We start from the raw sequence: 17,191 nt of genomic DNA, 5'->3' as shown, positions 1-17,191 counted from the left end.
TTCGATAGCTGTTTACGCATGATCGATGCGGGCCACAGATCGATTTGGCTTGAAAACGCCGTCACTCGGCCAGCAGCGCCGCCGGCTCGTCGCTCGCGATCACGACCTGCGCCCACGGCGCCAGCTTGCCGGCGTCGGCGCGCAGGATTTCCTGCTTGACGGTGAGGATCTGCGCCGGGTGCATCGAGAAGCTGCGCAGGCCCAGGCCCAGCAGCAGCCGCGTCATGGCCGGGTCGCCCGCCATCTCGCCGCACACGGTGACGGGCTTGCCCTGCTCGCGGCCGGCGGCGATGGTGGCGGCCAGCAGGTGCAGCACCGCCGGGTGCAGCGGGTCGTACAGGTGCGCCACCGAATCGTCGGCGCGGTCGATGGCCAGGGTGTACTGCGTGAGGTCGTTGGTGCCCACCGACAGGAAGTCGAAGTGGCGCAGGAACATCCTGACCGTCAGCGCGGCGGCGGGCACCTCGATCATGGCGCCCAGCTTGACCGCGCCGTACACCTGGCCGCGCGCGTCCAGCTGCGCGCGCGCCTGCGCCAGCAGCTCCAGCGTCTGGCGGATCTCGCTGGCGTGCGCCAGCATGGGGATGAGCACGTGCACCTGGCCGTGCGCGGCGGCGCGCAGCAGGGCGCGCAGCTGGGTCAGGAACATGGCCGGCTCGGACAGGCTCCAGCGGATGGCGCGCAGGCCCAGGGCGGGGTTCAGGTGCGTGCTCTCGCGCCGGTCGTCCAGCGGCTTGTCGGCGCCGACGTCGATGGTGCGGATGGTGACCGGCATGCCGTGCATGCCCTCCACCGCGCGCCGGTAGGCCTGGTACTGCTCTTCCTCGTCGGGCAGCTTGCCCTCGCGCCCCATGAACAGGAATTCGCTGCGAAACAGCCCCACGCCCACCGCGCCCGCGTCCAGCGCGGCGGGGGTGTCGTCGGGCTGCTCGATGTTGGCCAGCAGCTCGATGCGCTCGCCGTCCAGCGTCAGCGCCGGGGTGTGCTTCAGGCGCGCCAGGCGCCCGCGCTCCAGCTCGGCCTGGCGCTGCTTGTAGGCGTATTCGTCGCGGATGATGGGCGAGGGGTCGACCAGGATCACGCCGGCGTCGCCGTCGATGATGAGCACGTCGTCCTGGCGCACCAGGTCGCTGGCCACGCGCGCGCCCACCACGGCCGGGATGTCCATGCTGCGCGCGACGATGGCGGTGTGGCTGGTCTTGCCGCCCAGGTCGGTGACGAAGCCGGCGAACACGCTCTTCTTGAACTGCAGCATGTCGGCCGGCGACAGGTCGTGCGCCACCAGCACCAGCGCCTCGCCCTCGGCGCGCGCGGCGCGCGGCGCGGCCAGCGCCACCGGCGGCGCCTGGCCCTTGAGGCGCCGCAGCACACGCTCGACCACCTGCTCCAGGTCGGCCTTGCGCTCGCGCAGGTAGGCGTCCTCCATCTCGTCGAACTGGCGCGTCAGCACCTCGAGCTGGCTGACCAGCGCCCACTCGGCGTTGTAGTGGCGCTCGGTGATCCACTGGCGCACGCCGGCGGTGATGACCTCGTCCTGCAGCAGCATCAGGTGCACGTCCAGCAGCGCCGTGAGCTCGGGCGGCACGTCGCGCGGCAGCTCGCGCTGCATGCGCTGCAGCTCGGCCACCACGGCGCCGCGCGCGGCGCGCAGGCGCGCCACCTCGGCCTCCACCTGGCCGGGCTCGATGAAGTCGTGCACCACCTCGACCCGGCTGGACGCCACCATCACCGCGCGGCCGATGGCGATGCCGCGCGCGACGGGCAACCCGTGGATGGCGATGGTCATGACGGCCTCACTGCCCTTCCCCGAACTTGTCGTTGATCAGCCCCAGCAGCGCGTCCATGGCCTCCTGCTCGCGCTCGCCCTCGGTCTCGATCTGCACCACGCTGCCGATGCCGGCGGCCAGCATCATCACGCCCATGATGCTCTTGGCGTTGATGCGCCGCTCGCCGCGGCTCATCCACACCTCGCAGGGGTAGCTGGCGGCCAGCTTGGTCAGCTTGGCCGAGGCGCGGGCATGCAGGCCCAGCTTGTTGGAGATGGTGACTTCGCTGCGCGTCATGGTGCGGTGGGGTTGGCGGGTTGATCAGCGGGCGGCGCCGGCACCTCGACCACGCCGCCGGCGCCGCCGGCCAGCGCGCGCTGGGCCAGGGCGGCCAGCGGCTCGTGGCGATAGCACAGCGAGCGCAGCAGCATGGGCAGGTTGACGCCGGCCAGCAACCGCGTGCGCTCGCCCGCCAGCAGGCGCGTGGCCACGTTGCAGGGCGTGGCGCCCAGCACGTCGGCCAGGATCAGCACGCCCTCGCTGCCGGCGCAGCGCGCCAGCGCGGCCCGCGCGTCGGCCAGGCTGGCCTCGGGCGCATCGCTGGCCTGCACGTCCACCGCCTGCAGGTCGGGCGCGCAGTCGGCCAGCACGTGCAGCGCGGCCTCGCGCAGGGCGCTGGCCAGCGGGGCATGGGCAATCACGATCACGGCGTTCATGGAGACTCGATTATCGGTGCGTCCCAGAGCGTCATTTCACCAACCCAGGCCGCCGAAGAAGGCGTCGGCCGCCGCCGGATCGGGGCGGTCGGCGTACATCACGGCGTGCAGCAGCTCAACGCCGCCGCCCTCGGGCGCGGTCCGCGCGCTCCACACCGCCTGCGCCGCCACCGCGCGGCCGTCGCCGCGCCGGCCCTGGGCCGCGATGCGCTGCGCATGCGCCAGCGGCAGGCCGCCGGTGGGGCGGAAGTCGCTGCGCCGCGCCTGGGCGGCATCGGCCTGCATGTTGGCCAGCGTGGCCTGCTGCCAGCCGGCCAGCACGGCGTCGGGCGCCTGGCCGGCCGGCACGGTGGCCGTCATGACGGCGAAGGTGGCGCCCGCGGCCTCGCAGCCGACCACCGCCAGGTCGGTGGCCACGCCGCCCAGCGGCACGCTGCGCGTCGCGCGCTCGGGCTTGCACGGCAGCAGCGCGTGCGCGCTGGAGCGCTCCAGCGCCACCTCGCGCCAGTTCAGCGCCGGGCTGCAGGCCAGCAGCAGCGTCAAGACAGGGGCCGCCAGGGCCGCGCGCAGCATCGTCATGCGGGCGATTATGGGCTGGTGGGCGCACCATAATCGGCCCATGAACTCACTGGATGGCATTCGCGTTCTGGACCTGTCCCGCATCCTGGCCGGCCCCTGGTGCACCCAGACCCTGGCCGACCTGGGCGCCGACGTGATCAAGATCGAGCGGCCGGGCAGCGGCGACGACACGCGCGGCTGGGGCCCGCCCTTCCTGGTGGGCGACGACGGCCGGGAGACGCCCGACGCGGCCTACTACCTCAGCGCCAACCGCAACAAGCGCTCCGTCGGCTGCGACATCGCGCGGCCCGAGGGCCAGCAGCTGATCCGCGCGCTGGTGGCGCACTGCGACGTGTTCATCGAGAACTTCAAGGTCGGCGACATGGCGCGCTACGGGCTGGATTACGCCAGCCTGGCGGCCATCAACCCGCGCCTGGTGTACTGCAGCCTGACCGGCTTTGGCCAGACCGGCCCCTACGCCGCGCGCGCCGGCTACGACTACGCCGTGCAGGGCATGGGCGGACTGATGAGCGTGACCGGCGAGCGCGACGACCGGGGCGGCGGCCCGCAAAAGGTGGGCGTGGCGGTGGCCGACCTGTTCACCGGCATGTACAGCGCGGTCGGCATCCTGGCCGCGCTGCGCCACGCCGAGCGCACCGGCCGCGGCCAGCACCTGGACATGGCCCTGCTCGACACCCAGGCCGCCATGCTGGCCAACCTGGGCGCCAACTACCTGGTCAGCGGCAAGGTGCCGGGCCGCGCCGGCAACGCGCACCAGAACATCGTGCCCTACCAGGTGTTCGAGGTGGCGCCCAAGCCCGACGGCAGCGCCGACCACATCATCCTGGCGGTGGGCAACGACGGCCAGTACGCCAAGTTCTGCCAGGTGGCCGGACGGCCCGAGCTGGCGCAGGACGCGCGCTTCGCCAAGAACCGCGACCGCGTGACGCACCGCGCCATCCTGGTGCCGCTGCTGGAGGCCGTGATGAAAACCCGCGCCAAGGCCGACTGGCTGACCGCGCTCGAGGCGGCCCAGGTGCCCTGCGGCGCCATCAACAACCTGGCCGAGGTGTTCAGCGACCCGCAGGTGCAGGAGCGCGCCATGGTGGACACCTGGCAGCACCCCGCCAAGCGCGATCTGCGCCTGGTGGCCAGCCCGCTCAAGCTGAGCCGCACGCCCGTGCGCCGCGACCGGCCGCCACCGCTGCTGGGCCAGCACACCGAGGAGGTGCTGGGCGAGCTGCTGGGCTGGGACGCCGAGCGCATCGCGGCGCTGCGCGCGCAAGGCGCGATTTGATCGATACTATTGATTCAATAGCTGGTCGCGCAGATTGCATCGGGGCCAGCGGCACATTTCACCCATAAACCGAAGGATGGCAAGCCATGGCCAACTACCTGCTCGTGCACGGCGCCTGGGGCGGCGCGTGGTACTGGCGGCCGGTGCAGCACGCGCTGATCCGCGCCGGCCACAACGCGCACGCCGTCACCCTCACCGGCCTGGGCGAGCGCGCGCACCTGCTCTCGAGCGGCATCACGCTGGAGACGCACATCGCCGACGTGCGCGGCGCGCTGGCGGCCGAAGAGCTTGCCGACTGCATCCTGGTCGTGCACTCCTACGCCGGCATGCTGGGCACCGCCGTGGCCGACCGCGAGCCGGCGGGGACACTCAGGCACCTGGTCTACGTCGACGCCGTGGTGCCGCGCCCCGGCGAGAGCTGGAGCAGCACGCACGGCCGCGCCACCCGCCAGGCGCGCCTGGCCGCGGCCGCCGCCACGCCCGACTTCGGCTTTCCGCCGCCCGACCCGGGGGTGTTCGGCCTGCAGGACGCGGACTACGAGTGGGTCAGGCGCCGCCAGACGCCGCACCCCGGCCACACCTACGAGGCGCCGCTCGCCTTCGACCCCGCGCGCGTGGCCCGCGTGCCGCGCACCTTCATCGACTGCACCCAGCCGGCGCTGGCCACCATCGACGCCATCCGCCCGCGCGTGCGCGACGCCGGCTTCTGGGACGGCGCCTGGCTGCCGGGCAGCCGCGTCGTCGAGCTGGCCACCGGGCACGACCCCATGCTCAGCGAGCGCGCCGCCATGACGCGCCTGCTGCTGGAGCTGGCCTGAACTTTTGCCGGCGGGCGGTTTCCAACGGTGCTGCACAAACAGGCAGCCCGTCCTAAAATACCCTCCGTGAACATCGCATCCCCCACCCGCCGCATCGCCCTGGCCGCCCTGGTCGGCGCCAGCGCGCTGCTGGCCGGCTGCGGCAACGACGCCGCGCCGCTGTCCACCTTCGTGCTGCTGGACGGCTCCAGCCAGACCACCCAGCAGCTCAAGGGCAAGGTCACCCTGGTCAATTTCTGGGCCACCAGCTGCACCACCTGCGTGGGCGAGATGCCGCAGGTGATCGCCACCTACGACAAGTACAAGGACAAGGGCTACGACACCATTGCCGTGGCCATGCAGTACGACCCGCCCAGCTACGTCGTCAACTTCGCGCAGACGCGCAAGCTGCCCTTCAAGGTCGCCATCGACAACACCGGCGCGGTGGCCAAGGCCTGGGGCGACGTGCAGCTCACGCCCACCACCTACGTCGTCGACAAGCAGGGCCAGATCGTCAAGAAATACGTGGGCGCGCCCGACTTTGCCGAGCTGCACAAGCTGATCGAAAAGCTGCTGGCCGAAGCCTGATCACGCGCTGAAGCCAACGGAAAAGGGGCTCCATCGAGCCCCTTTTTGCATTCCGTGCGCCAGCTCACTTGCGGCGGAAGTCGTCGTGGCAGGCCTTGCAGCTTTGCGCCGTGGGGCCGAAGGCGGCTTTCAGTTGATCGAGGTTGCCGCTCCTGGCGGCCGGCAGCAGGGTTTGCGCCACGGTGGCCTGCATCTTCTCGGCGCGCTCCTTGAACTTGGCCTGCTCCTGCCAGATCTCGGGGCGGGCCGCGGTCTCGCGGCCCTTGTCGGTGCCGGGGCCGAAGCCCTGCCAGGGCAGGTGGGACATGAAGGCCACCACCTCGGCATTCGATGCCGCGGCCGCGGCGTCGTACGGCAGCTTGCCATTGGCCATGGCGCCCAGGCGCGCAAAGGACGCGCCCATCACGGTGAGCGCGCTCTGGCGGTATTTGATGGCGTCTTCGGGCTTGGCGAACTGGGCGGATGCCGAGACAGAAACGAGCGAGGCCGCCAGGGCCAGCGAAACGATGACGGGGGTTTTCATGGGATGGAAACTCCTGGTGGTGGTGAAACGAGCCGGGGTCGCTTAGACTGGCCGGCCGCAGCATACCGGGTTTGCGGCCGATTCGAACCCTCCCCAATCTGTGACAACCATGCAAAGCGTGCGCATCTGGGATTTGCCCACCCGCCTGTTCCACTGGCTGCTGGCGCTGGCCGTGGTCGCCATGCTGGCCACCGGCATGATCGGGGGCGAGGCCCTGAACCTGCACATGCGCATCGGCTACGGGGTGTTCGCCCTGCTGCTGTTTCGCCTGGCCTGGGGCGTGGTGGGCGGGCGCTGGTCACGCTTTGCCAGCTTCGTGCCAACCCCGGCGCGACTGGCGCGCTACCTGAAGGGCGGCGCCAGCGCGGCCGAGCTGGCGGGGCACAACCCGCTGGGCGCGCTGTCGGTGCTGGCCATGCTGGCGGCGCTGGGCCTGCAGGTGGGCGCGGGCCTTTTTTCGGACGACGAAATCGCCTACTCGGGGCCGCTGGCCGCGCGGGTGTCGAGCGCGGCCGTCAAGCTGGCCACGCGCTACCACACCACGCTGGGCAAGCTGCTGGTGATCGCCCTGGTGATCCTGCACGTGGCCGCGATCGTCTGGTACCAGCGGCATGGCCGCAAGCTGGTGCGCCCCATGGTGAGCGGCGACAAGGCGCTGGCCGAGCCGGTGCCGGCAGCGCGCGACGACGCCCTCACGCGGGCCGCCGCGCTCGTCCTGCTGGCCCTGGCCGGCGGCGTGGTCTATGCGGTGGTGCAATGGGGCAACGCGGCGGGACTGGGATAGACTGCGCCGCATCATCCGCCCTGCGCGGGCCTGCCTCCTGCATTTTTTTCGCACGCCGTGGATACGCGCCCTCCCATCGACCTGATCGTCGCCCAAAGCCCCGAGGAGCTGGCCGGCGCGCGCGCCCTGTTCCAGGAATACGCCGAGCAACTGGGCGTCGATCTGGACTTCCAGCACTTCGAGGCCGAGCTGGCCGAGCTTCCGGGCGACTACGCCGCGCCGCGCGGCACGCTGCTGCTGGCGCGGGTCGACGGCGAGCTGGCGGGCTGCTGCGCGCTGCGCCCGATCGACGACGTGGACTACGCCAACGCCGCCGAGATGAAACGCCTGTACGTGCGCAAGGCGTTTCGCGGCTTCGGCCTGGGCCGCCAGCTGGCCGAAGCCATCCTGGAGGCGGCCCTGCAGATCGGCTACGGCTGCGTGCTGCTGGACACGCTGGACGACATGGAGTCGGCACGCGCGCTGTACGAGGACCTGGGGTTCGAGGAAATCCCGCCCTACTACCACAACCCGCTGCCGGGGGCGCACTACCTGAAGGTGGACCTGGACGCCTTGTGAGCATCCAGGATTTCAAGTCATTTCAGGCTGTAGCCCGCACCAATCAAGCGTGGAAAGCTATGATTTTTATACCAATCAGCCCTTGGCCTGCGCCAGCAGCGTGGCGCCGTCGCTGACCTCGAACTTGCCCGGCCCCTCGATGTTGAGGGTGGCGACCTTGCCGTCCTTGACCAGCATCGAGTAGCGGTTGCTGCGCAGGCCCAGGCCCTTGCCGGTCAGGTCCAGCGTCAGGCCCGCGGCCTTGGCGAAGGCCGCGTCGCCGTCGGCCAGCATGCGGATCTTGCCGGCGGTCTTCTCGTCGCGCGCCCAGGCGCCCATCACGAAGGCGTCGTTGACCGCCAGGCACCAGATCTCGTCCACGCCGGCGGCCTTCAGCGCCTCGGCGTTCTGCAGGTAGCTGGGCACGTGCTTGGCCGAGCAGGTGGGCGTGAAGGCGCCGGGCACGGCAAACAGCGCGATGGTCTTACCGGCGGCGGCCTGCGCCACGGCAACCGGATTGGGGCCGATGCTGCAGCCGTTGCCCTCGACCTCGACGTACTCGGCCAGCGTGACGGCGGGCAGTGTGTCTCCAACCTTGATCATGAAAAACTCCTTTGGGATAAAGCCAACAAAAACGGCCCACATTGTGGGCCGTTTCTGAAATCCGCGCCGGGCAGCGCGGACTTGGGGGGGATCAGACCTGCGCGGCCTTCTGCACCAGGCGCGTGGCCACCCAGTTCTTGGTCTTGGACAGCGGGCGGCTTTCGGTGATCTCGATGGTGTCGCCCAGCTTGAACTCGCCCTTTTCGTCGTGGGCGTGGTACTTGCTGGAGCGCATCACGATCTTGTCGTAGATCGGGTGCTTGACCCGGCGCTCGATCAGCACCGTCACGGTCTTGGCGCGCTTGTCGCTCACCACCTTGCCGATCAGGGTGCGCTTGAGGGATGGTTTGGCTTCCGTCATGGTCGGGTCCTTACTTGGCCGCAGCCTGCTTTTCGGCCAGCACGGTCTTGGCGCGCGCGATGGAGCGGCGCGTCTGGGCGAGCTGAGCCGTGTTGTTGAGCTGCTGCGTGGCCTTCTGCATGCGCAGGTTGAAGTGAGCCTTTTGCAGCTCCTTCACCTCGGCCTGCAGGCCGGCGACGTCCTTCTGGCGCAATTCAGCGGTTTTCATCGTCATGTTCCTTCGCTTACTGGCCGATCATGCGGGCGACGAAGGTCGTACGCAGCGGCAGCTTGGCGGCGGCCAGGGCAAACGCCTCGCGCGCCAGGGCCTCGGGCACGCCGACGATCTCGTACAGCACCTTGCCGGGCTGAATCTCGGCCACGTAGTACTCGGGGTTGCCCTTGCCGTTGCCCATGCGGACTTCGGCCGGCTTGGTGGAAATGGGCTTGTCCGGAAACACGCGGATCCAGATGCGGCCGCCGCGCTTGACGTGGCGCGAGATGGCACGACGGGCGGACTCGATCTGGCGCGCCGTCAGGCGGCCGCGGTCGGTGGACTTGAGGCCGAAGTCGCCAAAAGCCACCGAATTGCCGCGCGTGGCAATGCCGGTGTTGCGGCCCTTGTGCTCCTTGCGGTACTTTCTGCGAGCGGGTTGCAGCATGCTTATTCTCCTTTGGCGCCGTCCGCTGCTGCAGCGGGCGCGGCGGCTTTGCGGACGCGCTTAACGGCGGGTTGTGCGTCGGCGCCCTGGCCTTCCGCGGGTTTGTCGCTGCCGTCGGCCGGCGCGCCGGCGCCACCACGGGCATCGCGGCGCGGGCCGCCACGGCGATCGCCGCCGGGGCCGCCGCGGCCGTCACGGCGCGGGCCACGCGGACCGCGGCGCTCCTCGCCCTCGGGGCGCGGCGTGCTGTCCAGCGAGGGCGCGTCGGTGCGGCCCAGGTTGTCGCCCTTGTAGACCCACACCTTGACGCCGATGACGCCGTAGGTGGTCTTGGCTTCGGAGAAGCCGTAGTCGATCTCGGCGCGCAGCGTGTGCAGCGGCACGCGGCCTTCGCGGTACCACTCGGTGCGGGCGATCTCGATGCCGTTCAGGCGGCCGGCGGACATGATCTTGATGCCCTGCGCGCCCAGGCGCATGGCGTTCTGCATGGCGCGCTTCATGGCGCGGCGGAACATGATGCGCTTTTCGAGCTGCTGGGTGATCGAGTCGGCGATCAGCTGGGCGTCAACCTCGGGCTTGCGGATTTCCTCGATGTTGACGGCCACCGGCACGCCGAGCTGGCCCGCCAGTTCCTTCTTGAGCTTCTCGATGTCCTCGCCCTTCTTGCCGATCACCACGCCCGGACGCGCCGAGTAGATGGTGATGCGGGCGTTCTTGGCGGGGCGCTCGATCAGCACGCGCGAGACGGCGGCGTTCTTGAGCTTGGCCTTGAGCAGCTCGCGCACCTTGATATCTTCGGCCAGCATGCCGGCAAAGTCACGGTTGCTGGCGTACCAGCGGCTGGCCCAGTTGCGGCTGACGGCGAGGCGAAAGCCGGTCGGATGGATTTTTTGTCCCATAGTCTTTCCAGGCCTTTGTTTAGTTGCCCACCGTCACGTACACATGGCACGTGGGCTTGACCAGGCGCGCGCCGCGGCCCTTGGCGCGGGCGGCCGAGCGCTTGAGCGTGGCGCCCTGCTCGACGTAGATGGTCTTGACACGCAGCTCGTCGATGTCGGCGCCGTCGTTGTGCTCGGCGTTGGCGATCGCCGACTCGAGCACCTTGCGCACGATGGGCGCGGCCTTCTTCTGCGTGAAGTTGAGGATGTTCAGGGCCTGGTCCACCTTCTTGCCGCGGATCAGGTCGGCCACCAGACGGCCCTTGTCGGCCGACAGGCGCACACCCCGGAGGACTGCACGAGTTTCCATGAGTCTTCTCCTTATTTCTTGGCTTTTTTGTCTGCCGCGTGACCCTTGAAGGTGCGCGTCAGGGCAAATTCGCCGAGTTTGTGGCCCACCATCTGGTCGGTCACGTACACGGGCACGTGCTGCTTGCCGTTGTGCACGGCAATGGTCAGACCGATGAAGTCCGGCAGCACCATCGAGCGGCGCGACCAGGTCTTGATGGGTTTTTTGTCCTTGTTGGCCACGGCTTTGTCGACCTTGGCCAGCAAGTGATGGTCGACAAACGGACCCTTTTTGAGCGAACGAGTCATTTGCGAGATCCCTTATTTCTTGCGACGCGACACGATCATGTTCTGCGTGCGGCGGTTGCTGCGGGTGCGATAGCCCTTGGTCAGGTTGCCCCATGGGTCTACGGCCGCGCGGCCCTCGCCGGTGCGGCCTTCGCCGCCGCCGTGCGGGTGATCGATCGGGTTCATGGCCACGCCGCGCACCGTCGGGCGAATGCCCATCCAGCGCTTGACGCCGGCCTTGCCCAACTGGCGCAGGCTGTGCTCTTCGTTGGCGACTTCGCCAATGGTGGCACGGCACTCGATGTGGATCTTGCGCACTTCACCCGAGCGCATGCGCACCTGGGCGTAGGTGCCCTCGCGCGCCAGCAGCGTGGCCGAGGTGCCGGCCGAGCGGGCGATCTGCGCACCGGCACCGGGCTTGAGCTCGATGCAGTGGATGGTCGAGCCCACCGGGATGTTGCGGATCGGCAGCGTGTTGCCCACGCGGATCGGCGCCTCGGCGCCGCTCAGCAGCTGGCTGCCCACCTCGACGCCGCGCGGCGCGATGATGTAGCGGCGCTCGCCGTCGGCATAGCACACCAGCGCGATGTGGGCCGAGCGGTTGGGGTCGTACTCGATGCGCTCGACCTTGGCGGCGATGCCGTCCTTGTCGCGCCGGAAATCGACCACGCGGTAGTGGTGCTTGTGGCCACCGCCTTTGTGGCGGACGGTGATGCGTCCGTTGTTGTTGCGGCCAGACTGCTGGAACTGCGGCTCCAGCAGGGGAGCAAAGCCCGCGCCCTTGTGCAGGTGATCGCGGGTGATCTTGACCATGCCGCGGCGGCCCGCGGAAGTCGGTTTGATCTTGATGACAGCCATGATTTACGCAGCCTCCCCGGACAGGTTCAGCTCTTGACCTTCCTTGAGCACGACGTAGGCCTTGCGAACATGGTCGCGGCGGCCCACGGTGCGGCCAAAGCGCTTGGTCTTGCCCTTGATGTTGGCGACCGAGACGCTCTTGACCTGGACCTTGAACAGCAGCTCGACCGCTGCCTTGATCTCGGGCTTGGTCGCGCCTTGCAGCACCTTGAAGGTGACGGCGTTGGACTTCTCGCCCACCAGGGTGGCCTTCTCGGACACGATGGGCGCCACCAGCACCTGCATCAGGCGGCCTTCGTCGAATTGGCGCTCGGCCGGAGTCGGATTGATGCGGCTCATGCGAACATCTCCTTCAGCTGGTCGATGGCACCCTTGGTGACCAGCACCTTCTTGTAGTGCACCAGCGACACCGGATCGGCGTAGCGCGGCTCGATGACCAGCACGTGGCCGAGGTTGCGCGAGGCCAGGTACAGGTTCTCGTCGACCTCGTCGGCGATCACCAGCACCGAGTCGAGCCCCATGGACTTGAAACGGGCGGCCAGCTGCTTGGTCTTGGGCGAATCGACCTTCATCGACTCGACCACCGCCAGGCGGCCGTCGCGGGCCAGCTGCGACAGGATCGACGCCATGCCGGCGCGGTACATCTTCTTGTTCAGCTTCTGGCTGAAGTTTTCCAGCGGGCTGTTGGGGAAGATGCGGCCGCCCCCGCGCCACAGCGGCGAGGAGGTCATGCCGGCGCGGGCGTTGCCGGTGCCTTTCTGGCGGAACGGCTTCTTGGTCGAGTGCTTGACCGTCGCGCGGTCTTTCTGCGCGCGGGTGCCCTGGCGGGCGTTGGCCTGGTAGGCCACCACCAGCTGGTGCACCAGCGCTTCGTTGTAGTCACGGCCGAACACGGTCTCGGGGGCGTCCACCTTGGACGCGGCCTGACCCTGCTCGTTCAGGAGTTCGAGCTGCATTACTGGGCCTCCTGCTTGGCGGGCTTGGCCTTGACGGCCGGGCGCACGGTGACGAAGCCGCCGCGCGAACCGGGCACGGCGCCCTTGATCAGCAGCAGCTGGCGCGCTTCGTCGACGCGGACGACGTCCAGGTTCTGGGTGGTGACGGTCTCGTCGCCCATGTGGCCGGTCATCTTCTTGCCCGGAAACACGCGGCCCGGGTCCTGCGCCATCGAGATCGAGCCCGGCACGTTGTGCGAACGGCTGTTGCCGTGCGAGGCGCGCTGCGAGCTGAAATTGTGGCGCTTGATGGTGCCGGCGTAGCCCTTGCCGATGGAGGTGCCTTGCACGTCCACCTTCTGGCCGGCGGCAAACACGTCGCTGGCGGGCACGGTGGCGCCGGCGGCATATTTGCCCGCCACGTCATCGGCGACACGGAATTCCTGGGTGATTTCACCGGCTTGCACGCCCGCCTTGGCGAGGTGGCCAGCTTGCGGCTTGGTCACGCGCGAAGCCTTGCGCGAACCGAACGTGACCTGCAGGGCCACGTAGCCGTCGTTGTCCTGGGTCTTGACCTGGGTGACGCGGTTGTTCGACACATCGACCACCGTGACGGGCACTGAATCGCCGTCATCGGTGAACAGACGCATCATGCCCACCTTGCGCCCCAGCAACCCCAATCGATTGCTTTGACTCATGTTTTTACTCCTTGGCTTTCACCGCGCGGCGCTGCAATTGGCCCGTGCGTTTGGTGTGTGAAAGAGGGTTGAAAATCTTGCCAGAAACCGGCAAGCCTTAAATCATAACGCAAAAACGCTGCCGTGGCAACGGGTGCCACGGCAGCAGGCCCGGCTCAAGCCCGGGCCAATGGGGCCGTCACTGCAGCTTGATCTCGACGTCCACGCCTGCGGGCAAATCGAGCTTCATCAGCGCATCCACCGTCTTGTCGGTGGGATCGACGATGTCCATCAGGCGCTGATGGGTGCGGATTTCGAGCTGGTCGCGGCTGGACTTGTTGACGTGCGGCGAGCGCAGGATGTCGAAGCGCTTCATGCGCGTGGGCAGGGGCACGGGGCCCTTGACCACGGCGCCGGTGCGCTTGGCGGTGTCCACGATCTCGGCGGCCGACTGGTCGATCAGCTTGTAGTCGAACGCCTTCAGGCGGATGCGGATTTTTTGCTGTGCCATGAATCCGCTCCTTATTCGATGATCTTGGCCACCACGCCGGCGCCCACGGTGCGGCCACCCTCGCGGATGGCAAAGCGCAGGCCTTCTTCCATGGCGATGGGGGCAATCAGCTTGACCGTGATGCTCACGTTGTCGCCCGGCATCACCATCTCCTTGTCCTGGGGCAGCTCGATGGAGCCCGTGACGTCGGTGGTGCGGAAGTAGAACTGCGGACGGTAGTTGTTGAAGAACGGCGTGTGACGCCCGCCCTCGTCCTTGCTCAGCACGTACACCTCGCCGGTGAAGTGGGTGTGCGGCTTGATGGAGCCGGGCTTGCACAGCACCTGGCCGCGCTCGACGTCCTCGCGCTTGGTGCCGCGCAGCAGGATGCCGACGTTGTCGCCCGCCTGGCCCTGGTCCAGGAGCTTCCTGAACATCTCGACGCCGGTGACGGTGGTCTTTTGCGTGGCCTTGATGCCGACGATCTCGATTTCCTCGCCGACCTTGATGATGCCGCGCTCGACGCGGCCGGTGACGACGGTGCCGCGCCCGGAGATGGAGAAGACGTCTTCGACGGGCATCAGGAAGGTGCCGTCGATGGCGCGCTCGGGGGTGGGGATGTAGCTGTCCAGGGCGTCGGCCAGGTTCATGATGGCCACTTCGCCCAGCTCGCCGGTGTCGCCTTCGAGGGCCAGCTTGGCGCTGCCCTTGATGATGGGGGTGTCGTCACCCGGGAATTCGTACTTGGACAGCAGCTCGCGCACTTCCATCTCGACGAGCTCGAGCAGTTCGGCATCGTCGACCATGTCGCACTTGTTGAGGAAGACGATGATGTAGGGCACGCCGACCTGACGGGCCAGCAGGATGTGCTCGCGGGTCTGGGGCATGGGGCCGTCGGCGGCGCTGACGACCAGGATGGCGCCGTCCATCTGGGCGGCGCCGGTGATCATGTTCTTGACGTAGTCGGCGTGGCCGGGGCAGTCGACGTGGGCGTAGTGGCGGTTGGCGGTCTCGTACTCGACGTGCGAGGTGTTGATGGTGATGCCGCGCGCTTTTTCTTCGGGGGCGTTGTCGATCTGGTCGTAGGCCTTGGCCTGGCCGCCAAATTTCTTGGCCAGCACGGTGGCAATGGCCGCCGTCAGGGTGGTCTTGCCGTGATCGACGTGACCAATGGTGCCCACGTTCACGTGCGGCTTGCTGCGCTCGAATTTTTCCTTAGCCATATCCATCTCTCCAAAGAGCAATGCCTGTGTGGGGGTTTAAGGTCTGCACCCGGTTGCTCGATCGTCCCGCACAGGGCGACAGGACGGCACCGGGTCGCAGACCGCAAAGTGATTAACTTCAAAAAACATAGCTGCCGGCGCTGGTTGGACGCCGGCCAGCCATGGATTTACTTGGCGCGCGCCGCCACGATGGCCTCGGCCACGTTCTTCGGCGCTTCGCTGTAGTGCTTGAACTCCATCGTGTAGGTGGCGCGGCCCTGCGTCATGGAACGCAGCGTGGTGGCGTAGCCGAACATCTCGGACAGCGGCACCTCGGCCTTGATGGCCTTGCCGCCGCCCACCATGTCGTCCATGCCCTGCACCATACCGCGGCGGCTGGACAAGTCGCCCATCACCGTGCCGGCGTAGTCCTCGGGCGTTTCCACCTCGACGGCCATCATCGGCTCCAGGATCACGGGGCTGGCCTTGCGGGCCGCTTCCTTGAAGCCGAAGATGGCGGCCATCTTGAAGGCCTGCTCCGACGAGTCCACGTCGTGGTAGGAGCCGAAGGTCAGGCGCACCTTGACGTCGACCACCGGATAGCCCGCCAGCACGCCCGAGGTCAGGGCCTCGACCACGCCCTTTTCCACCGCCGGGATGTACTCGCGCGGCACCACGCCGCCCTTGATCTCGTCGACGAACTCGAAGCCCTTGCCGGACTCCTGCGGCTCCAGCGTGAAGACGACGTGACCGTACTGGCCCTTGCCGCCCGACTGGCGCACGAACTTGCCTTCGACGTCGGTCACGGTCTTGCGCACGGTCTCGCGGTAGGCCACCTGGGGCTTGCCCACGTTGGCCTCGACGTTGAACTCGCGCTTCATGCGGTCGACGATGATTTCCAGGTGCAGCTCGCCCATGCCGGCGATGATGGTCTGGCCCGATTCCTCGTCGGTGCGCACGCGGAACGACGGGTCCTCGGCGGCCAGGCGCGACAAGGCCAGGCCCATCTTTTCCTGGTCGGCCTTGGACTTGGGCTCGACGGCCTGCGCGATCACGGGCTCGGGGAACACCATCTTTTCCAGCATGATGGGCGCGTCGACGTCGCACAGGGTTTCGCCCGTGGTGACGTCCTTCAGGCCCACGCAGGCGGCGATGTCGCCGGCACGGATCTCTTCGATCTCGATGCGCTCGTTGGCGTGCATCTGCACGATCCGGCCGATGCGCTCCTTCTTGCCCTTGACGGCGTTGAACACGGTGTCGCCCTTGGTCAGCACGCCCGAGTACACACGCACGAAGGTCAGCTGACCGACGAAGGGGTCGGTCATCAGCTTGAACGCCAGCGCCGAGAACTTCTCGCCGTCGTCGGCCTTGCGCGACAGGTGCTTGTCGTGGTCGTCCGGATCGGTGCCGTCCACGTCGGGAATGTCCACCGGCGAGGGCAGGTAGTCGATCACGGCGTCCAGCATGCGCTGCACGCCCTTGTTCTTGAAGGCCGTGCCGCACAGCATGGGCTGGATCTCGGTGGCGATGGTGCGCGTGCGCAGGCCGAGCTTGAGGTCGCCCTCGGAGAGGTCGCCCTCCTCCAGGTACTTGTTCATCAGCTCTTCGCTGGCTTCGGCCGCGGCCTCCACCATGTTCTCGCGCCACTTCTTGGCATCGGCGGCCAACTCGGCCGGGATGTCCTGGTACTCGAACTTCATGCCCTGGGAGGCCTCGTCCCAGATGATGGCCTTCATCTTGACCAGGTCGACCACGCCCTTGAAGTTGTCCTCGGCGCCGATCGGGATCACGATGGGCACCGGGTTGGCCTTCAGGCGCAGCTTCATCTGGTCGTAGACCTTGAAGAAGTTGGCGCCCGTGCGGTCCATCTTGTTGACGAAGGCCAGACGCGGCACCTTGTACTTGTTGGCCTGGCGCCAGACGGTTTCGGACTGCGGCTGCACGCCGCCCACGGCGCAGTACACCATGCAGGCGCCGTCGAGCACGCGCATGGAGCGCTCCACCTCGATGGTGAAGTCCACGTGGCCGGGGGTGTCGATGATGTTGAAGCGGTGCTCGGGGTAGGACATGTCCATGCCCTTCCAGAAGCAGGTCACGGCCGCCGAGGTGATGGTGATGCCGCGCTCCTGCTCCTGCTCCATCCAGTCGGTGGTGGCGGCGCCGTCATGCACCTCGCCCAGCTTGTGGGTCACGCCGGTGTAGAACAGGATGCGTTCGGTCGTCGTGGTCTTGCCAGCGTCGATGTGGGCCGAGATACCGATGTTGCGGTAGCGCTCGATGGGGGTTTTGCGTGCCATGATGTGCTTTCTTTAACGGCCAATGGCCCGCCCACCGCAACCGGCAG

At 68.1% G+C, this 17,191-nt stretch carries 24 protein-coding genes; 5 read left to right on the top strand and 19 right to left on the bottom strand.

From position 1 onward, the window contains the following. Positions 1-61 precede the first annotated feature (61 nt). The 4 genes from ptsP to H6927_04790 are packed head-to-tail and all read right to left on the bottom strand — an operon-like array spanning position 62 to position 3,055. Entirely contained in the window at positions 62-1,786 is a 1,725-nt protein-coding gene (gene ptsP / locus H6927_04805; GenBank protein MCP5217413.1) for a phosphoenolpyruvate--protein phosphotransferase, read from the bottom strand. Between the two features lie 7 nt (positions 1,787-1,793). After that, positions 1,794-2,063 (bottom strand): HPr family phosphocarrier protein, encoded by a 270-nt coding sequence (locus H6927_04800; protein MCP5217412.1) that lies wholly within the window; start codon positions 2,061-2,063, stop codon positions 1,794-1,796. Beyond that, entirely contained in the window at positions 2,060-2,482 is a 423-nt protein-coding gene (locus H6927_04795) for a PTS fructose transporter subunit IIA (GenBank protein ID MCP5217411.1), read from the bottom strand. Before H6927_04795 ends, H6927_04800 begins: the two co-directional genes overlap by 4 nt. Before the next feature lie 36 nt (positions 2,483-2,518). Further along, a complete protein-coding gene (locus H6927_04790; protein ID MCP5217410.1) occupies positions 2,519-3,055 on the bottom strand; it encodes a hypothetical protein in 537 nt (178 codons plus the stop codon). A 46-nt stretch (positions 3,056-3,101) separates the two neighbouring features. Between H6927_04790 and H6927_04785 the strand changes: the two genes are divergently transcribed. The 3 genes from H6927_04785 to H6927_04775 all read left to right on the top strand — a co-directional run bounded on the left by H6927_04785 (position 3,102) and on the right by H6927_04775 (position 5,722). Beyond that, entirely contained in the window at positions 3,102-4,337 is a 1,236-nt protein-coding gene (locus H6927_04785) for a CoA transferase (protein MCP5217409.1), read from the top strand. A gap of 86 nt (positions 4,338-4,423) precedes the next feature. After that, complete coding sequence (locus H6927_04780) at positions 4,424-5,155, top strand: alpha/beta hydrolase (GenBank protein ID MCP5217408.1); 732 nt, start codon at positions 4,424-4,426, stop codon at positions 5,153-5,155. 72 nt (positions 5,156-5,227) lie between these two features. Further along, positions 5,228-5,722: a TlpA family protein disulfide reductase gene (locus H6927_04775; protein ID MCP5217407.1), complete on the top strand. Its 495-nt coding sequence runs from the start codon at positions 5,228-5,230 to the stop codon at positions 5,720-5,722. A gap of 64 nt (positions 5,723-5,786) precedes the next feature. Here H6927_04775 and H6927_04770 read toward each other — a convergent pair whose 3' ends face one another. Then, entirely contained in the window at positions 5,787-6,245 is a 459-nt protein-coding gene (locus tag H6927_04770) for a cytochrome c (GenBank protein ID MCP5217406.1), read from the bottom strand. Positions 6,246-6,354: 109 nt separating this feature from the next. Between H6927_04770 and H6927_04765 the strand changes: the two genes are divergently transcribed. Continuing rightward, positions 6,355-7,029, top strand: a complete 675-nt coding sequence (locus H6927_04765; protein ID MCP5217405.1) for a cytochrome b/b6 domain-containing protein — start codon at positions 6,355-6,357, stop codon at positions 7,027-7,029. A gap of 57 nt (positions 7,030-7,086) precedes the next feature. Then, a complete protein-coding gene (locus tag H6927_04760; protein MCP5217404.1) occupies positions 7,087-7,587 on the top strand; it encodes a GNAT family N-acetyltransferase in 501 nt (166 codons plus the stop codon). 75 nt (positions 7,588-7,662) lie between these two features. Here the strand turns inward: H6927_04760 and H6927_04755 are convergent, their stop codons facing one another. From H6927_04755 to fusA, 14 genes are all read right to left on the bottom strand, one after another. Beyond that, positions 7,663-8,169 carry a peroxiredoxin gene (locus H6927_04755; GenBank protein ID MCP5217403.1) on the bottom strand — a complete coding sequence of 169 codons (507 nt, stop codon included), beginning with the start codon at positions 8,167-8,169 and terminating at the stop codon, positions 7,663-7,665. Between the two features lie 91 nt (positions 8,170-8,260). Next, positions 8,261-8,530 (bottom strand): 30S ribosomal protein S17, encoded by a 270-nt coding sequence (gene rpsQ / locus H6927_04750; GenBank protein ID MCP5217402.1) that lies wholly within the window; start codon positions 8,528-8,530, stop codon positions 8,261-8,263. A gap of 10 nt (positions 8,531-8,540) precedes the next feature. Next, entirely contained in the window at positions 8,541-8,744 is a 204-nt protein-coding gene (gene rpmC / locus H6927_04745) for a 50S ribosomal protein L29 (protein MCP5217401.1), read from the bottom strand. A 10-nt stretch (positions 8,745-8,754) separates the two neighbouring features. Beyond that, positions 8,755-9,171 (bottom strand): 50S ribosomal protein L16, encoded by a 417-nt coding sequence (gene rplP, locus H6927_04740; GenBank protein MCP5217400.1) that lies wholly within the window; start codon positions 9,169-9,171, stop codon positions 8,755-8,757. Between the two features lie 2 nt (positions 9,172-9,173). Continuing rightward, positions 9,174-10,070, bottom strand: coding sequence for a 30S ribosomal protein S3 (gene rpsC / locus H6927_04735; GenBank protein MCP5217399.1), 897 nt, complete (start codon positions 10,068-10,070; stop codon positions 9,174-9,176). Positions 10,071-10,089: 19 nt separating this feature from the next. Beyond that, positions 10,090-10,419 carry a 50S ribosomal protein L22 gene (gene rplV / locus H6927_04730; GenBank protein MCP5217398.1) on the bottom strand — a complete coding sequence of 110 codons (330 nt, stop codon included), beginning with the start codon at positions 10,417-10,419 and terminating at the stop codon, positions 10,090-10,092. Between the two features lie 11 nt (positions 10,420-10,430). Next, complete coding sequence (gene rpsS, locus H6927_04725) at positions 10,431-10,706, bottom strand: 30S ribosomal protein S19 (GenBank protein MCP5217397.1); 276 nt, start codon at positions 10,704-10,706, stop codon at positions 10,431-10,433. Positions 10,707-10,718: 12 nt separating this feature from the next. Next, positions 10,719-11,543, bottom strand: a complete 825-nt coding sequence (gene rplB, locus H6927_04720; GenBank protein MCP5217396.1) for a 50S ribosomal protein L2 — start codon at positions 11,541-11,543, stop codon at positions 10,719-10,721. A gap of 3 nt (positions 11,544-11,546) precedes the next feature. Continuing rightward, positions 11,547-11,882 carry a 50S ribosomal protein L23 gene (rplW, locus tag H6927_04715; GenBank protein ID MCP5217395.1) on the bottom strand — a complete coding sequence of 112 codons (336 nt, stop codon included), beginning with the start codon at positions 11,880-11,882 and terminating at the stop codon, positions 11,547-11,549. Further along, positions 11,879-12,499: a 50S ribosomal protein L4 gene (gene rplD / locus H6927_04710; protein ID MCP5217394.1), complete on the bottom strand. Its 621-nt coding sequence runs from the start codon at positions 12,497-12,499 to the stop codon at positions 11,879-11,881. The genes rplW and rplD overlap by 4 nt, the downstream gene beginning before the upstream one ends. Next, the gene (gene rplC, locus H6927_04705) at positions 12,499-13,176 is read right to left on the bottom strand and encodes a 50S ribosomal protein L3 (GenBank protein ID MCP5217393.1); all 678 of its coding nucleotides are present in this window, start codon (positions 13,174-13,176) and stop codon (positions 12,499-12,501) included. The genes rplD and rplC overlap by 1 nt, the downstream gene beginning before the upstream one ends. Positions 13,177-13,354: 178 nt before the next feature. Then, on the bottom strand, positions 13,355-13,666 hold the full coding sequence (gene rpsJ / locus H6927_04700) for a 30S ribosomal protein S10 (protein ID MCP5217392.1): 312 nt from the start codon (positions 13,664-13,666) through the stop codon (positions 13,355-13,357). An 11-nt stretch (positions 13,667-13,677) separates the two neighbouring features. After that, positions 13,678-14,868 (bottom strand): elongation factor Tu, encoded by a 1,191-nt coding sequence (gene tuf / locus H6927_04695; protein MCP5217391.1) that lies wholly within the window; start codon positions 14,866-14,868, stop codon positions 13,678-13,680. A 167-nt stretch (positions 14,869-15,035) separates the two neighbouring features. After that, entirely contained in the window at positions 15,036-17,144 is a 2,109-nt protein-coding gene (fusA, locus tag H6927_04690; GenBank protein ID MCP5217390.1) for an elongation factor G, read from the bottom strand. Positions 17,145-17,191: the final 47 nt, after the last annotated feature.

This window comes from Burkholderiaceae bacterium (genome assembly GCA_024235995.1).
Taxonomy (GTDB): Bacteria; Pseudomonadota; Gammaproteobacteria; order Burkholderiales; family Burkholderiaceae_C; genus Ottowia.
Note: the sequence above shows the minus strand (reverse complement) of the source record. Positions and strands in the feature narration are given on the sequence as shown.

What these genes read in the sequence shown, in the direction of transcription:
- tuf (MCP5217391.1), bottom strand. Translation starts at nt 14,868, where the DNA reads ATGGCTAAGGAAAAATTCGAGCGCAGCAAGCCGCACGTGAACGTGGGC.
- rpsJ (MCP5217392.1), bottom strand. Translation starts at nt 13,666, where the DNA reads ATGGCACAGCAAAAAATCCGCATCCGCCTGAAGGCGTTCGACTACAAG.
- rplD (MCP5217394.1), bottom strand. Translation starts at nt 12,499, where the DNA reads ATGCAGCTCGAACTCCTGAACGAGCAGGGTCAGGCCGCGTCCAAGGTG.
- rplB (MCP5217396.1), bottom strand. Translation starts at nt 11,543, where the DNA reads ATGGCTGTCATCAAGATCAAACCGACTTCCGCGGGCCGCCGCGGCATG.
- H6927_04795 (MCP5217411.1), bottom strand. Translation starts at nt 2,482, where the DNA reads ATGAACGCCGTGATCGTGATTGCCCATGCCCCGCTGGCCAGCGCCCTG.
- rplW (MCP5217395.1), bottom strand. Translation starts at nt 11,882, where the DNA reads ATGAGCCGCATCAATCCGACTCCGGCCGAGCGCCAATTCGACGAAGGC.
- rpsS (MCP5217397.1), bottom strand. Translation starts at nt 10,706, where the DNA reads ATGACTCGTTCGCTCAAAAAGGGTCCGTTTGTCGACCATCACTTGCTG.
- fusA (MCP5217390.1), bottom strand. Translation starts at nt 17,144, where the DNA reads ATGGCACGCAAAACCCCCATCGAGCGCTACCGCAACATCGGTATCTCG.
- rplC (MCP5217393.1), bottom strand. Translation starts at nt 13,176, where the DNA reads ATGAGTCAAAGCAATCGATTGGGGTTGCTGGGGCGCAAGGTGGGCATG.
- H6927_04785 (MCP5217409.1), top strand. Translation starts at nt 3,102, where the DNA reads ATGAACTCACTGGATGGCATTCGCGTTCTGGACCTGTCCCGCATCCTG.
- rpsC (MCP5217399.1), bottom strand. Translation starts at nt 10,070, where the DNA reads ATGGGACAAAAAATCCATCCGACCGGCTTTCGCCTCGCCGTCAGCCGC.
- H6927_04780 (MCP5217408.1), top strand. Translation starts at nt 4,424, where the DNA reads ATGGCCAACTACCTGCTCGTGCACGGCGCCTGGGGCGGCGCGTGGTAC.
- H6927_04765 (MCP5217405.1), top strand. Translation starts at nt 6,355, where the DNA reads ATGCAAAGCGTGCGCATCTGGGATTTGCCCACCCGCCTGTTCCACTGG.
- rplP (MCP5217400.1), bottom strand. Translation starts at nt 9,171, where the DNA reads ATGCTGCAACCCGCTCGCAGAAAGTACCGCAAGGAGCACAAGGGCCGC.
- H6927_04755 (MCP5217403.1), bottom strand. Translation starts at nt 8,169, where the DNA reads ATGATCAAGGTTGGAGACACACTGCCCGCCGTCACGCTGGCCGAGTAC.
- H6927_04790 (MCP5217410.1), bottom strand. Translation starts at nt 3,055, where the DNA reads ATGCTGCGCGCGGCCCTGGCGGCCCCTGTCTTGACGCTGCTGCTGGCC.
- ptsP (MCP5217413.1), bottom strand. Translation starts at nt 1,786, where the DNA reads ATGACCATCGCCATCCACGGGTTGCCCGTCGCGCGCGGCATCGCCATC.
- H6927_04770 (MCP5217406.1), bottom strand. Translation starts at nt 6,245, where the DNA reads ATGAAAACCCCCGTCATCGTTTCGCTGGCCCTGGCGGCCTCGCTCGTT.
- rpmC (MCP5217401.1), bottom strand. Translation starts at nt 8,744, where the DNA reads ATGACGATGAAAACCGCTGAATTGCGCCAGAAGGACGTCGCCGGCCTG.
- H6927_04800 (MCP5217412.1), bottom strand. Translation starts at nt 2,063, where the DNA reads ATGACGCGCAGCGAAGTCACCATCTCCAACAAGCTGGGCCTGCATGCC.
- rplV (MCP5217398.1), bottom strand. Translation starts at nt 10,419, where the DNA reads ATGGAAACTCGTGCAGTCCTCCGGGGTGTGCGCCTGTCGGCCGACAAG.
- rpsQ (MCP5217402.1), bottom strand. Translation starts at nt 8,530, where the DNA reads ATGACGGAAGCCAAACCATCCCTCAAGCGCACCCTGATCGGCAAGGTG.